General features: G+C 40.3%; 11 protein-coding genes and 1 pseudogene. 9 read left to right on the forward strand and 3 right to left on the reverse strand.

What is annotated here, in order from left to right; translation table 11 throughout:
- Positions 1 to 106: 106 nt before the first annotated feature.
- A pseudogene (locus L2764_RS17060) lies at positions 107 to 355 on the reverse strand (LysR family transcriptional regulator); the annotation flags it as partial.
- 110 nt (positions 356 to 465) lie between these two features.
- On the opposite strand from L2764_RS17060, the gene L2764_RS17065 reads away from it, so the two are divergent.
- Positions 466 to 690 (forward strand): MATE family efflux transporter, encoded by a 225-nt coding sequence (locus tag L2764_RS17065; RefSeq protein ID WP_248941524.1) that lies wholly within the window; start codon positions 466 to 468, stop codon positions 688 to 690.
- Positions 691 to 716: 26 nt separating this feature from the next.
- The gene (locus L2764_RS17070; protein WP_248941527.1) at positions 717 to 1,865 is read left to right on the forward strand and encodes an MATE family efflux transporter; all 1,149 of its coding nucleotides are present in this window, start codon (positions 717 to 719) and stop codon (positions 1,863 to 1,865) included.
- A gap of 72 nt (positions 1,866 to 1,937) precedes the next feature.
- Here the strand turns inward: L2764_RS17070 and L2764_RS17075 are convergent, their stop codons facing one another.
- A complete protein-coding gene (locus L2764_RS17075) occupies positions 1,938 to 5,006 on the reverse strand; it encodes an efflux RND transporter permease subunit (protein WP_248941528.1) in 3,069 nt (1,022 codons plus the stop codon).
- A 16-nt stretch (positions 5,007 to 5,022) separates the two neighbouring features.
- Positions 5,023 to 6,117: an efflux RND transporter periplasmic adaptor subunit gene (locus tag L2764_RS17080; RefSeq protein WP_248941530.1), complete on the reverse strand. Its 1,095-nt coding sequence runs from the start codon at positions 6,115 to 6,117 to the stop codon at positions 5,023 to 5,025.
- A gap of 290 nt (positions 6,118 to 6,407) precedes the next feature.
- Between L2764_RS17080 and L2764_RS17085 the strand changes: the two genes are divergently transcribed.
- From L2764_RS17085 to hflX, 7 genes are all read left to right on the forward strand, one after another.
- Positions 6,408 to 7,901 (forward strand): NAD(P)H-hydrate dehydratase, encoded by a 1,494-nt coding sequence (locus L2764_RS17085; protein WP_248941532.1) that lies wholly within the window; start codon positions 6,408 to 6,410, stop codon positions 7,899 to 7,901.
- Positions 7,902 to 7,992: 91 nt separating this feature from the next.
- Positions 7,993 to 8,463: a tRNA (adenosine(37)-N6)-threonylcarbamoyltransferase complex ATPase subunit type 1 TsaE gene (gene tsaE / locus L2764_RS17090; protein WP_248941553.1), complete on the forward strand. Its 471-nt coding sequence runs from the start codon at positions 7,993 to 7,995 to the stop codon at positions 8,461 to 8,463.
- Complete coding sequence (locus L2764_RS17095; protein WP_248941534.1) at positions 8,450 to 9,766, forward strand: N-acetylmuramoyl-L-alanine amidase; 1,317 nt, start codon at positions 8,450 to 8,452, stop codon at positions 9,764 to 9,766. The genes tsaE and L2764_RS17095 overlap by 14 nt, the downstream gene beginning before the upstream one ends.
- A 69-nt stretch (positions 9,767 to 9,835) precedes the next feature.
- Complete coding sequence (gene mutL / locus L2764_RS17100) at positions 9,836 to 11,806, forward strand: DNA mismatch repair endonuclease MutL (protein ID WP_248941536.1); 1,971 nt, start codon at positions 9,836 to 9,838, stop codon at positions 11,804 to 11,806.
- Positions 11,799 to 12,725, forward strand: coding sequence for a tRNA (adenosine(37)-N6)-dimethylallyltransferase MiaA (miaA, locus tag L2764_RS17105; RefSeq protein ID WP_248941538.1), 927 nt, complete (start codon positions 11,799 to 11,801; stop codon positions 12,723 to 12,725). The genes mutL and miaA overlap by 8 nt, the downstream gene beginning before the upstream one ends.
- Before the next feature lie 93 nt (positions 12,726 to 12,818).
- On the forward strand, positions 12,819 to 13,100 hold the full coding sequence (hfq, locus tag L2764_RS17110; RefSeq protein WP_248941539.1) for an RNA chaperone Hfq: 282 nt from the start codon (positions 12,819 to 12,821) through the stop codon (positions 13,098 to 13,100).
- Between the two features lie 17 nt (positions 13,101 to 13,117).
- A complete protein-coding gene (hflX, locus tag L2764_RS17115) occupies positions 13,118 to 14,428 on the forward strand; it encodes a ribosome rescue GTPase HflX (RefSeq protein ID WP_248941540.1) in 1,311 nt (436 codons plus the stop codon).
- Positions 14,429 to 14,443: the final 15 nt, after the last annotated feature.

A 14,443-nucleotide genomic window follows, 5' to 3' on the forward strand; every position in this document is an offset into this window, starting at 1 on the left:
ATGAATTCGTCGCCACTGCTTATCGCTAATCATTTTACGAGACATATGAATTTCAAAGAGAAAAATTGTATCTTAATCAGCTAATCATGGCCAATTGTCAACACCCCCTAGATTGTAAGCGCTGAAATTGTTCGATTATGGCTTGGGCTTGAACAAACATATCATTACCATTTTTCGTTAAAACAGGAAATTTTCCATTTCTATCGAATAAAACAAAGCCTAAATCGGTTTCTAAATTGGCAATGGCAGTACTGACTCTTGATTGAGCGCGTCCTAGTTTACGTGCCGCAGCAGAAAATGATCCTTGTGTGACTGCGAGTACGAACATTTCTAATTGCGCGAGTGTCCAGTTCATGTGCTCAGATCTCGTTCATCTATCCGAAATACAGATAGAATGTGATTTTATTTATCTATTTTAGCAGGGTAGTCTCGTTAACGTTGTTTTCTTAGAGATAAGTTATATAAATGCAAGTCAGCTTAAAGTCTACCGATGTTAATATTAAACGCACTTTCTGGCGTTACGCTTTTCCATCAATTGCAGCAATGTTAGTGAATGGTATTTATCAAATTGTTGATGGCATTTTTATTGGTCATTATTTAGGTCAACAAGGATTAGCTGGCGTTAATATGGTATGGCCTATTATTTATGTGATTGCAGGCCTAGGATTGATGATTGGTATGGGAGCTTAATCTCCATCACTCGTGGGCAGAGCGAGATGGGGCGGGCGTTGAGTCACCAGAAAAAAACAGTTCAAATATTAAGTACTTCAGGAATATTAATGCTTGGATTCGGGGTCATAGTTTTTTTATTATTATTTTTTGGTGGCAGAGGCTTTTTAATGGCTCAAGGAGGAATCGGTGAGACGCTATTGATTGCAGAGCAGTATCTCAGTATCTCAGTATCTCAGTATCTCAGTGTCTTTGTGGCCGGTGGTATAGTGACCTTGTGTGCTGCCGCTATGCCAATCTTTATTCGAAACAATGAAGCACCGAGAATGGCGACTGGATTACTAATATTTGGCGCGGTTTTAAATATAGTTTTAGATTATCTTTTTATTGTTCAATTTAATTTAGGTTTGAAAGGGGCGGCAATGGCAACCCTTTTTGCTCAATTATCGGTTTGTATTGGTGGCTTAATCTATTTTTGTTCCAAGCAGTCTCAGATTGAGTTTAGAAGAGAGTATTTTGTATTTAGCCTACCGCTTGCTAAGAGGATCGTGTTATTGGGTGCTTCTAGCTTTGTAATGTATTTATATGTCAGCTTTGTTTTTGCACTGCATAATCGTTTATTCATGGAATATGGCACCTCTGTGAATGTTGGTGCCTTCGCTATTGTGGGTTATTTGATGGTGCTTTATTACCTCGTTGCCGAAGGCTTAGCGGAAGGTATGCAGCCCCCTGTGAGTTTTTTCTATGGTGCATCACAACCAAAAAACATTAGAAAGATGGTGCTGCTGTCTGCTAAAGCAACAGTGGTGGCTGGTTTGATTTGGACTGCAATATTAAATTTATTTCCTTATACCATAATAGGCTTTTTTAATGATTCTGATCCGGTATTAATCCAAGCAGCCATCTTAGGGATCCGTTTGCATCTTTTTGCGATGTTTTTAGATGGGATTATTGTGCTGGCCAGTATGTATTTTATGGCCGTAGGCATCGGCGGTCGTTCATTGTGGATCTCAATAGGGAACTTATTTATTCAGCTGCCTTTTTTATATTTTTTACCTAAGTGGATGGGGATCAATGGCATTTGGTTAGTCTTGCCGGTATCGACAATGATTATGTTTGTTATCGTCGCTCCGATGTTATGGCGCCATATAACCAAAAATAAAACCTTGTCAAGCGACCCTATTTTACAATCATAAACAACATTGTCTGTTGATCACCTGAATTCGGGATAGCCATAGCGGTATTAAGTGGCAAGGATTAAACCGAGTTCAGGTTGATTTAGTGTCCTGAAAAGCTTCTTTTCGACCCAGTATTTTATTAATGGTTAAATAGGCTGTGGGGACAACAAATAAGCTTAAACAGGTCCCTAACGCCATTCCACCTATGATCACCCAACCAATTTGGTTACGTGCAACGGAGCCTGGTCCATCAGAGATAACTAAGGGTAAGGCGCCACAGATCATGGATAATGCTGTCATTAAAATAGGTCTCAAACGGATAGAAGCTCCGTTAATGATGGCTTGACGAACATTCATTCCTTCTCTGCGTAGGTTATTCGCAAAATCAACAATTAAAATGCCATTTTTACTAATGAGTCCAACTAACATAATCAAACCGATTTTAGTGTAGATGCTTAAAGTGGTATCGGTCATATACATGGCATATAACGCCCCGACAATCGCCAAAGGAACACTTAGCATGACAATAAAAGGATCGAGGAAATTATTAAAATGGACAACTAATAATAAATAAATTAACGCTAAGGCGAAGCCAAAAGCGGTAGCAAGTTGGCTGCCTGAGCGTAATAGATCACGCGCTTCACCCGTAAAGTCATAATTGTAATTATTAGGCATTTGCGTATCGACGTAATTTTTTAAGTAATCGATGGCTTGGCTTAAGGAAAAGTGATTTCCAATACTGGCTGTGATGGTAGCTGAGCGCATTTGATCAAACTGATCTAAGCTTTGTGGAATGACAGTTTCTGAATAGCTAATGACATTTTCTAAGGACACCATTTCACCGTTCGCCGCTCTGACATACATCTGATTTAAATCACTTGGATTCATACGATAGGCTTGAGGGACTTGTGGGATCACTTCATAATCGTAGCCGTCTAAGCCGAAAAAGCCGACAACAGGTTTACCCAGCATGGTATTGAGTGTGCTTTCAATATCGTTAACCGTCACCCCTAAGTCGGCGGCTTTATCACGGTTTATGGCAACTTGCAGTTGAGGTTTATCGATCCTAAATGTCGTACTTGGATTGGTTATACCAGGATAAAGGGTTAAGTCAGCTAACAGTTTATCGACATGAAAGCTCATTTGTTCATAGGTATCGGCAGATTTCAAGACAAAACTTAAAGGTTGCTGAGTCCCACCTGGAACGGTGTTCAGTTTAAAAGCAAATGCTTGGATGCCGGGAATTGCTGCGGCTTTTTCTTGTATTTCTTGAAGAATTTCATCCTCACTGCGTTTACGTTGATTTTGTGGTTTTAATAAGATCCAACTAATACTGTTGGTTGCGCCAAATAATGGGATACCGTTAATCATACCCGATGATCTTTTTTCTGGGATAGAGGCGTAAATATCGTTAATGGGTTTAGTGTATTTGACTAAATATTCATAATTAGCATTACTGGGGCCTAAGCCTAATATATTAATGGCACCTGTATCTTCTATGGGCATGAGTTCAGAAGGGATCTCTTCAAATAACTTTATTCCTCCTAAGATTAATATAATAAAGGCGATGGCGACCATCCATTCCATTTGAAGTACTGCTGATAATACTTTTTTATAAGCAATACGCACTTTGCGAAATAGCGCATCGGCAATGTGAGTCAGTTTTGTTTGCTGCCCTTTTTTAGGCAATAAATAAGTACACATAACAGGAGTGACGAATAAGGCGAGAATGCCTGATACCAGTACAACAAAAGACATGGTTAAAGCAAACTCTTGAAAGAATGCCCCCGAGAATCCAGGAACAAAGGCGATAGGAGCAAACACCGTCGCAACAGATAAGGTGATGGTAAAAATGGCAAAGCGCAGTTCTTTGACTCCGGCAATGGCGGCTTGTAGTCGAGTCATGCCTTGTTCCATGTGGCGGTGAATGTTTTCCAATACCACAATGGAGTCATCAACCACTAAGCCAATGGCAAGGACCCAAGCCAGTAAGGTTAAACCGTTTAAACTATATCCCATGATCCACATAACCGCTGCAGCGCCTAGCATGGATAAAGGAATGGTAACGAGGGGGATAGTAATTGAACGTAAGGAGCCTAAAAAGACAAAAATAACAATAAAGACAAAAAAGCCGGCCTCAAAAAAAGTTTTATATACTTCTTCAATCGATTGTTTGCTAAATTGAGTCACGTTCCAATTGGGTGCGATATGAAAACCATCAGGGGCATCGGCTTGGATGACTTTAAGTAACGCAATGATGTTATCAGCTGTTTCTATCGAATTGGCTTTATCGGCTGCAGTAATGCCTAAAATAACAGCAGATTCTCCGTGAACAATGCCACCACTTTGGTAGTCTGTCGCCCCAAACTCGCTATAACCGATGTCTCTTATTCTAACAAAACGACCACTCTCATTGCGGATCACGATATTATCAAAATCTGTTACGCTCGATAAATTAGTATTGGTACTGACATTAATTTTAACGAGATCGCCATAAAGAGAGCCTGTTGTTGAACGCAAGTTATTGTTATTTAATGCTGTGGTAATGTCATCTGAGGTAACGTTATGGGCAGCCATTTTTTCAGGTAGTAGCCAAATTCGCATCGCATATTGCCTTCCCCCAAAAATGTTAATTTCGTAGACGCCAGAGACCGTTTCAAGTCGAGGTACAACAATATTACGTAGGTATTCTGTGATTTGTTTATTATTTAACGTATTCGAAGTACTCTCGATATAAAGAATGCCGCTTGTTGCACCCGCATTAGGATCAATTTTAGTGATAACAGGGCTATTAATGCCAGTCGGTAATTCCCACATGAGTCCATTAATACGATTGCCTATTTGGGATAGCGCGGCATCAACATCGGTTCCAATAAAAAATTTAAGAGTGATCAGACTTTGTTCGGCTGTATTACTGGCCATGGAATAGTCAAGGCCTTGTAATCCGGTTAATGCACGTTGCATTGGAACGGTCACAAATTCTTCCATTACTGTTGGGCTTGCACCTGGAAAGGCTGTTGTGATGGTCACTTCTGATGTGGGAAGAAGAGGGAAGTGTCTTACAGGCAGCTCTTTATAAGCGGCTAAACCGAGCAGGATAATTAACAGGCAAAGAGCAATAGCATAAACTGGTTTTTCAATAAACCTTTGAATCAACATGGTTATTGTGAATCCTTTATGTTTTTGATGGCTGTGGCGGAGTGTTTTTTTCTGGTTGACCCATGCTAATTAAGGCACCGTCTGATACTTTTCGTAATCCGGCGCTGACAATCGTATCCCCTGCTTGTAGTCCTTTGGTGACGATCACTGTATTGGCTTGTCTTTCCCCTAATGAAATGACGGTACGTTTAGCTTTTCCACCAACGACTTTATACACATAGTTACCGTATAACGAGTGAATAACGGCTGTTTGTGGAATGAGTAAAGCTGGTTTTTTATCATCGAGCATCAGGCTTATTTCGGCATAACTACCCGGAATTAATCCTTTGGGTGAGACTTCGGCACGTATACTGGCGGTGCGTGTACCTTCATCCAGTAAAGGATCGATGGCATATACAGTACCAATATGGCTGGGACTATTTCCCTCAGTACTTGAGCTGATGTCGATTTTATCGCCTTTTTTGACAAGCTTGATATATTTTTGAGGAATAGCGAACTCAACACGTAGGCGATCAATGACTTCTAAGCTTGCTAACTCTTGCCCAATATCAACGCCATCCCCAACTTCAACATTAATGAGCCCTATTTGGCCGTCAAATTCAGCTTTAGTGCTGGCTAAATCTAATGATTGTTGAGCGGAAACAATTTTTGCTTTATTGATAAGATAATTACTTTTGGCTGTGGTTAATTGTTCTAATGAAATGACTTTTCGGTCGTAGAGCTTTTTCTGACGCTGGTATTCAAATTCAGTGAGTTTGAGTTCTGCTTGAGCTTCAGCAAGTTGAGCTGCCAACACTTGTGGGTTAATCTCTATAATGATGGTACCCTGTTTAACATGACTTCCAGAGCGCACATTGACGGCTGTGATTCTGCCAGCAATTTGAGCTCGTAGCATGACACCACTAAAAGATTGTATTGTTCCAACGGCATGAATGACAGTGCCTATGTTTGTGGATTTTGTTTTTGTCATTTCAACGATAATAGCGGTGGGAGCTGGCTGTTCGGCGAGTTGCTTTGCTTTATAATCGGCTTTGATAAAGTAAGATCCAATAGCAGCAATGATAATGGCGACAGTCACAATTAAGATCCTTCTTTTACGTGAGTTATTCATGTCATTATGTTACCTATTGGTGTATTGATTGAAGCCTAATAGTCTCTTTTCTATATTTAATGTAGTTCTAATTATAAAATTAGCCATTTTGTTTTTGACTCCGAGAGCCTTCAATTTCGATCCATACATGATATTAGATTAATTATCATTCATTGAACTGTGTTAAGGGCTGTGGTTTTGATGTACTTATTACAGGTTGTAGTTAAATGTATTGACAAGAATGGGGAGGCTATTTAGAGCTATGCATATATCATTAAAATGATGACAAGCCATATTTCAAGGAGGGAGAAATGAACCATGACGCATTAACTTTTACAACTCTCTATTTAAGTAAACATATTAAAGAAGCTGAAATACGAGTTGTCGATAAGGGGCATACTTCATTATTTGGATTGGTAGAATTCGCTGCAGCTGCTGCGTTTGAATTATTAAAGCAGTTAGAGAAAACGGCGGAACCGATTTATTTATTAGCGGGGAATGGCAATAATGGTTCTGATACTTATCTACTAGCGAGTTTATTATTACATGCAGGGATCCAAGCGAGTGTCATGTCTCATCATAAAACTCATTTAAGTACTGAATTGGAACGAGCAAAAGGTGCTTATCTTAGTCAAGGTGGTACAGTGCAACCTTTTAATGTGAGTGTTATTTTAGGCGCACAGGTGATTGTTGATGGTCTATTGGGGACAGGGCTTCGAAAAGGGAAATTAACACCAGAACTTGAAAGTGTTATTAGTGCCGTCAATGAGAGTAAGGCTTGGGTATTGAGCCTTGATGTGCCATCGGGTATCGATGCTGATACTGGGTTTGCTTTTTCATCGGCGATTATTGCCGATGTCACTTTATCATTTGGTGGTATAAAGCAAGGTTTATATACGGGGAGAGCACGCCATTGCACCGGGCAAGTTCATCATGCTTTTGTTGGATTGATTAATCAACTACCAGAATCGAAAACTATAAAAGTTTCTCAGCTTAATCTTGCGAAAATGTTACCACCTAGACAGAAAGATAGCCATAAAGGAGATAATGGTAAGGTGTTGATTATCGGCGGTGACACGGGGATGGTTGGGGCCGTAAGCATGGCGGCGGAAGCGTGTCTGCGAGCCGGTGCGGGTCTTGTTAGTGTTATTTCTAAATCAGAGCATCTGATGGTGGTGAGCAGTAGAAGACCGGAAATAATGTTTTGTGCTTGCGACAGGATAGATAAAGATGTTCGAAAACGCTTTGATTGGGCTGATGTTCTAGTGATTGGACCAGGGCTTGGAAGGGGGCCATGGGGAGAAGCTTTATTGAATACCGCCAAGCATTGTAATAAACACTGTGTGGTCGATGCGGATGCATTAAATTTACTTAAAGGACAAGGTTGGCACCATGGTGACTGGATATTAACACCTCATTCTGGGGAAGCCGCAAGGCTATTAGATATTTCTCGCGTCGAGGTTGAGCAAGATAGATTTTCGGCAGTTAAGCAAATTTATCAAATATATGGTGGAGTCGTTGTACTGAAAGGTGCAGGTACTCTTATTTATGATGGAGAACAGATGATTGTGGTACCTGTTGGTAATCCAGGACTGGCTACAGCTGGCAGTGGGGATGTGCTTTCGGGCGTTATTGGGGCATTACTAGCTCAGGGGCTAACGGCATTGCATGCAGCGATTCTAGGTGTTGTCGTACATGGGAAAGCCGCCGACTTAGCCATAAAAGAGGGGGAGAGAGGTATGCTTGCCAGTGATCTAATGCTTTTTATTCGCAAGCTCCTCAATGAGAATATCATTAAAATCTGAATGGGATTGTTTAGATAAGCAGCCGTTTAGTATAAAATACTGACTTTAAATAATGTGTTTACACTTAATTGAAGTAACTATGATATCAAGAATAACATCAGTCACACTTCATCTTAGGAATGAAGATGAAACTGTGACGTTGGGAGCAGCACTGGCCGGTGTAATGAAAGCGCCGTGTGTACTTTATCTGAGCGGCGATCTCGGTGCAGGAAAAACAACATTAAGTCGAGGATTGATACAAGGGTTAGGTCATAAAGGTGCAGTGAAAAGTCCAACCTATGCGTTAGTTGAGCCTTATGAATTTAATGATATGGTCGTTTATCATTTTGACTTATATCGACTGCTTGATCCTGAAGAGCTTGAGTTTATGGGGATACGAGATTATTTCACCGATAACAGCATAGGGTTAATTGAGTGGCCAGATCGTGGATTTGGATTGATCCCAGAGGCGGATGTAGCCATTTTGATGAAATATGATGGGATGGAGAGAATAATAACCTTAGAAGCAAAAACAGAGAAAGGTTACAGCATGCTGTCGTGTATTAATAATGAAAAAAAATAAACTGTTCATTCAATCAATTATCCTTTTATTGACGTGCTTTGTTTCTTTATTCTCTTATGGTGCAAATAAACTTGCAGGAGTCAGGATATGGGCTGCACCTGAATCGACTCGGGTGGTATTTGATTTAAGTGGATCACCTCAATACTCACATTTTATTTTAACGAATCCTGATCGGGTTGTGGTTGATTTAAAAGGAGGGCAAACGTCCGTTAATCTTAAGAAAATAGCCAATAATAGTAAAATTGTTAAGGGTATTAGGATCAGTACTCCGCCTAATAAAAGCACACTACGTCTGGTGATTGATCTCGTTAAACCGGTTAAAGCGAATTTATTTTCTTTATCTCCTACAGCCCCGTATGGTAATCGTTTGGTGGTTGATTTAGATGACAGCCAAGCGGCGAAAAGTAATACCTTGACTGCGCCTAAAAAAATGCGAGATGTGATTGTAGCTATTGATGCGGGTCATGGTGGAGACGATCCCGGTTCTATTGGTGCTTCTGGCGTTTATGAAAAAAAGGTTGTGCTTGAAATAGCGAAAAAAATAGCGAAAAAAATAAATTCGACTCCCGGTATGAAAGCGGTGATGACCCGCACAGGTGATTATTTTGTTAATTTAAATAAACGCTCTGAAATAGCGCGTAACAGTAAAGCAGATTTATTGATTTCTATTCATGCCGATGCATTTACCTCTTCTAGGCCCAAAGGAGCATCGGTTTGGGTGCTCTCTATGCGTAGAGCAAACAGTGAGATAGGTCGGTGGTTGGAGAAAAAAGAAAAGCATTCAGAGCTATTAGGCGGCGCTGGAGAGATCATTAAAAATACCGACAATGAGCAATATTTAGCCATGACTTTGCTGGATATGTCGATGGATAGATCAATGGCAATGAGTCACAATGTTGCTGGGAAAGTATTAACAAACTTAGGAAAAGTAACGCAATTACATAAAAGTAAACCGGAATCAGCGAGCTTTGCGGTGCTTAAATCACCCGATATTCCATCGATATTGGTAGAAACTGGGTTTATTTCGAATGCACGAGAAGCAAAATTATTGACGCAAAGAGAACATCAAACTAAATTATCGAATGCGGTTTATAAAGGTGTGTTGTCTTATTTTAAGACCTATCCACCGACAAACTCTTTTCTTGCTAGCCAAGCTAAAAGACGCCATACCGTGAGAAAAGGTGAGTCTTTGTCAGTATTAGCGCAACGTTATCGGGTATCGATGGCCAGTATTAAAAAAGCGAATCAATTGAAGTCCAATGGCTTGCGTATCGGACAAAAACTTATTATCCCCAAAGTATAATGTGTTTTACAAGGGGAGTTTGCAGATCAGTGTTTTGGTTACGGCTTTGAAAGGTTGGGAAGTATTATCATGAGTATTCTTAAATTGCCCCCGCAGTTAGCCAATCAAATTGCGGCGGGTGAAGTGGTGGAAAGGCCTGCTTCAGTGATTAAAGAACTGGTTGAAAACAGTTTAGATGCTGGGGCATCGCAAGTTGATATTGAAATTGAAAAAGGTGGCAGTAAGTTAATTCGTATTCGAGATAATGGCTCTGGAATAGAAAAGGCTGATTTAACCCTTGCGTTGTCACGCCATGCCACTTCAAAGTTGAGTAGCTTAGATGATTTGGACGCTATTTTAAGTTTTGGTTTTCGGGGCGAAGCATTAGCCAGTATTAGTTCAGTATCCAGATTAACATTAACATCGAATACCCTTGAACAAAACCAAGCTTGGAAAGCTCAAACCGAGGGTATTGAGATGGCGGTGAAGGTTTTACCAGCAGCACACCCTGTTGGAACAAGCATTGAAGTGGTGGATTTATTTTTTAATACGCCGGCTAGGCGGCGCTTTTTAAAGAGTGATAAAACAGAGTTTACGCATATTGATGAATGGTTAAAACGCATTGTTTTAGCCAGAAAAAATGTACATTTTACCTTAAAACATAATGGTAAGATGGTGAGGAATTATCGCAGCGCCAATTCACAAACGCAATATCTTCAACGTTTAGGGCAAGTATGCGGTAAAGTATTTGCTGAAACGGCACTACACATTGATTGTGAGCATAGTGATCTTAAACTTAACGGTTATTTACAATCCCCTGAAATTCATTCGAATCACGCTGATATTCAGTATTTCTATGTTAATGGGCGATTAATCCGTGATCGCTTGGTTAATCATGCTGTTAGGCAAGCTTTTAATGAGTTGAATTTGACGATTAACCCAAGTTATGTATTAATGTTGACCATTGATCCTTATCAAGTGGATGTGAATGTACATCCTGCAAAGCATGAGGTTCGATTTCATCAGAGTCGATATGTCCATGACTATTTATTGCAAGCTTTACAGTCGGCCTTAATCCAGATCCATAGCAATGCTATTAAAGCGGATGATGCAGGTGTAAAGGCATTTTCTACTGTTGAAAGCGCTGGATCATCAAATGTACCGTTAAACTCACAGAGCCAAACAGAGGCTAAGTCCCATGTTGTAGAGCACATTATTCCAATAGCTGAGTACAAAAATTCACAAACACCAATAAGGTTAAGGGAACATACAGCTAGTACAGCAGAAAATAGCCATATTGATGATGCTCAGCCAGCATCAACAGTAGGCAAAGAATCAATGTTATTGAGTGCTACAGAGCTTGAAGACGATCTCATGCTCGAAGAGGGTACAAAGCAGTCGTTTCGTCAGCCGCTATTCTCAGTACAAGAGAGTAAACGGGCTGAATTACCTTCTAAAGCAGAGATTGCTTCTTATGGGGCATTACTGACGACAAATACCTCTGTGGCGACTTTAAAGCGGAGCGTACATTCGCACCTGACAATGCCTGTTATTTTAGGCGGGGAGTATTGGGTGATAACGAAAAGTGAAGATTTACAGCTACTAAAGATATCAGAAGTTGCTATTGTTGTTTTGCAAAATGAAATAAGCCGTAAGCTGACAAACGGACTGATTGGACAGCCCTTATTGATGCCCGTCTCTATCTCTGCCGATCCTGATTGGATTGACACGATTGCACTAAGAAATTTATTACTTAAAAAATTAGGAATTGAGTTATCAATTCGGCTTGGGCAGTTGATAATAAAGAAAGTGCCCCCATATTTAAGAGATTGTCAGTTAGCAACGCTTATTCCTGAACTGCTTCAATGGATAAGATTTGAAGAGCCAAATGAAATAGCCTTAGTGGCTTGGTTAACCGATGTTAATAAAATAAAATTTACTGCACCGTCAGATATTTGGTTAAAGTGGACTGAATTAGATGACAGTCTTCAAGAAACAACGATAATGCAAGCTGTCAGGCTTCCTTGGCAAGCATGGTTAAAAGAGAATACCAGTGAGTAAAGAGATATCTCAGAAAGTCATTACCTTGATGGGACCGACAGCATCCGGCAAAACCGCATTGGCGATAAAGCTTGTAGCAGAGTTTAATTGTGAAATCATATCTGTAGATTCAGCCTTAATTTACAAAGGGATGGATATTGGAACGGCAAAGCCGAGCTTAGCAGAGTTGCAAAGTGCACCTCATCGTTTGATTAATATAATCGAACCCAATGAGAGCTATTCTGCTGCTGATTTTAGGCGAGACGCATTGAATGAAATAGAGAATATTTTTCAGCGAGGTAAAATCCCCTTACTCGTTGGGGGAACAATGCTTTATTTTAAGGCATTACTCGAAGGGTTATCTCCCTTACCTGCGGCAGATGCAAAGATACGTAAACAGATAGCAATAGAAGCTGAAACGCGAGGCTGGCAAAGTTTATATGATGAATTAGCGCAGATAGACCCCGTTTCCGCAGCAAGGATCCATCCAAATGATCCTCAGAGGCTATCACGCGCTTTAGAAGTTTTTAGGCTTACGGGGCGTTCTTTAACGGAGCTTTCTCAAACAAAATCTGATACATTTCCTTATGCTGTTGTGCAATTTGCGATTGCACCCAAGGATAGAAAGATGTTACACAAGACTATTGAGCAGAGATTCAGCGGGATGTTAGCTGAAGGGTTTGTTGAAGAAGTTCAAAAATTGAAAGCCAGAAAGGATCTACATTTAGATTTACCATCAATGCGTTGTGTTGGTTATCGTCAATGTTGGGAATACCTAAATGGTGACATTGAATATGGTATTATGGTTGAAAAAGCTGTCGTCGCGACTAGGCAATTGGCTAAGCGTCAACTAACATGGTTACGAGGATGGCCAGAATTAAATTGGCTAGAAAGCGGTGAGCAAAATAATCTTGCCACAATAATGCGACTGTGTCGCTAGCTTATTAGCTGCAGCTGTATAATACTAAAACCAAACAATAAAGTTTTCTTTATTAAATTTATTACTGAATATTACATAAAAAGGAAATGAGAAATGGCTAAGGGGCAATCTTTACAAGACCCGTTTTTGAACGCTTTGCGTCGTGAGCGCGTTCCTGTATCAATCTATCTAGTTAATGGTATAAAGCTACAAGGTCAAGTGGAGTCATTTGATCAATTTGTCATTTTATTGAAGAACACTGTTAGCCAAATGGTATATAAGCATGCCATTTCAACTGTCGTGCCTTCTCGCCCATTTAATGTTTCTAATCATCAGCCATCACCGAATGTGCAGCCGAGTTACAATGCACCTAATGATGAAAACGATGACGTTTAATTTAAGGAGTTTACTTTTTGTTTGATCGTTATGAGGCTGGTGAAAATGCTGTACTTGTTCATGTTGATTTTTCCGATGAAGATAGTAGAGAAGATCTTGTTGAGCTGCAGTTATTAGTTGAGTCAGCAGGAGCCCAGTCTATAGGCGTTATTACCGGAAGCCGCCGCTCTCCTGATAGGAAATATTTCGTAGGATCAGGAAAGGCTGAAGAATTAGCTGCTATGGTTGCTGCTACAGATGCTAATGTGGTGATTTTTAATCACGCATTAAGTCCTGCTCAAGAGAGAAATCTTGAGCTTTTGTGCCAATGTCGTGTATTAGACCGTACTACATTGATTTTAGATATTTTTGCTCAAAGAGCGAGAACCTATGAAGGCAAGTTGCAAGTGGAGCTAGCGCAATTGCGCCACATGTCAACGCGCTTAATTAGAGGTTGGACGCATTTAGAGAGGCAAAAAGGTGGCATTGGTATGCGTGGGCCGGGTGAAACCCAGCTCGAAACCGATAGACGTTTATTAAGAGGTCGGATTAAAACGATTAATAAACGTCTAGCAAAAGTGGACAAACAAAGGGAACAGAGTCGGCGGGCACGTAATCGTAGTGATTTAGCTACAGTGTCTTTAGTTGGCTATACCAATGCGGGAAAATCAACCTTATTTAATGTATTAACGGCGTCAGATGTATACGCGGCAGATCAACTGTTTGCGACTTTAGATCCAACGTTAAGAAAACTTGATCTTAGTGACGGTAGCGTTATTCTTGCCGATACGGTAGGGTTTATTCGTCATTTACCTCATGATCTTGTTGCCGCGTTTAAGGCGACATTACAAGAAACGCGTCAGGCAGATTTGTTGCTGCATATTGTTGATTGTGCAGATGAAAATATGGATGACAATTTTGAACAAGTACAAAAAGTACTTCACGATATTGAAGCCGCGGAGATACCACAATTAATAGTATGTAATAAGATTGATTTATTAGACGATGTGAGCCCTCATATTGATTATGATGATGAAGGTAAGCCAATGCGGGTTTGGGTTTCTGCCCAGCATCAGCAAGGCTTAGCCTTATTGCAGGAAGCCATTAACGCATTAGTGGGTAAGACGAGTTGTCATTTTACGTTACGGATCCCTGTTCAAGCTGGACATTATCTTGGGCATTTTTATCGGCTGGATGCCATACAAGCAAAGGAATATGACGAATTCGGTAACTGTATTTTGTCTGTGCGTTTGTTGGAAACTGATTGGCTACGATTAGTGAAACAGAGTGATGGGGAATTAACCGCTTTTATTGTTGAAGAAAATGATACAGTAGAAGCTAATATTTAGTCGTTTCTTTTATTT

Source organism: Shewanella surugensis (assembly GCF_023284005.1).
Lineage (GTDB): Bacteria > Pseudomonadota > Gammaproteobacteria > Enterobacterales > Shewanellaceae > Shewanella > Shewanella surugensis.

What these genes read in the sequence shown, in the direction of transcription:
- L2764_RS17065 (WP_248941524.1), top strand. Translation starts at nt 466, where the DNA reads ATGCAAGTCAGCTTAAAGTCTACCGATGTTAATATTAAACGCACTTTC.
- L2764_RS17070 (WP_248941527.1), top strand. Translation starts at nt 717, where the DNA reads ATGGGGCGGGCGTTGAGTCACCAGAAAAAAACAGTTCAAATATTAAGT.
- L2764_RS17075 (WP_248941528.1), bottom strand. Translation starts at nt 5,006, where the DNA reads ATGTTGATTCAAAGGTTTATTGAAAAACCAGTTTATGCTATTGCTCTT.
- L2764_RS17080 (WP_248941530.1), bottom strand. Translation starts at nt 6,117, where the DNA reads ATGAATAACTCACGTAAAAGAAGGATCTTAATTGTGACTGTCGCCATT.
- L2764_RS17085 (WP_248941532.1), top strand. Translation starts at nt 6,408, where the DNA reads ATGAACCATGACGCATTAACTTTTACAACTCTCTATTTAAGTAAACAT.
- L2764_RS17095 (WP_248941534.1), top strand. Translation starts at nt 8,450, where the DNA reads ATGAAAAAAAATAAACTGTTCATTCAATCAATTATCCTTTTATTGACG.
- mutL (WP_248941536.1), top strand. Translation starts at nt 9,836, where the DNA reads ATGAGTATTCTTAAATTGCCCCCGCAGTTAGCCAATCAAATTGCGGCG.
- hfq (WP_248941539.1), top strand. Translation starts at nt 12,819, where the DNA reads ATGGCTAAGGGGCAATCTTTACAAGACCCGTTTTTGAACGCTTTGCGT.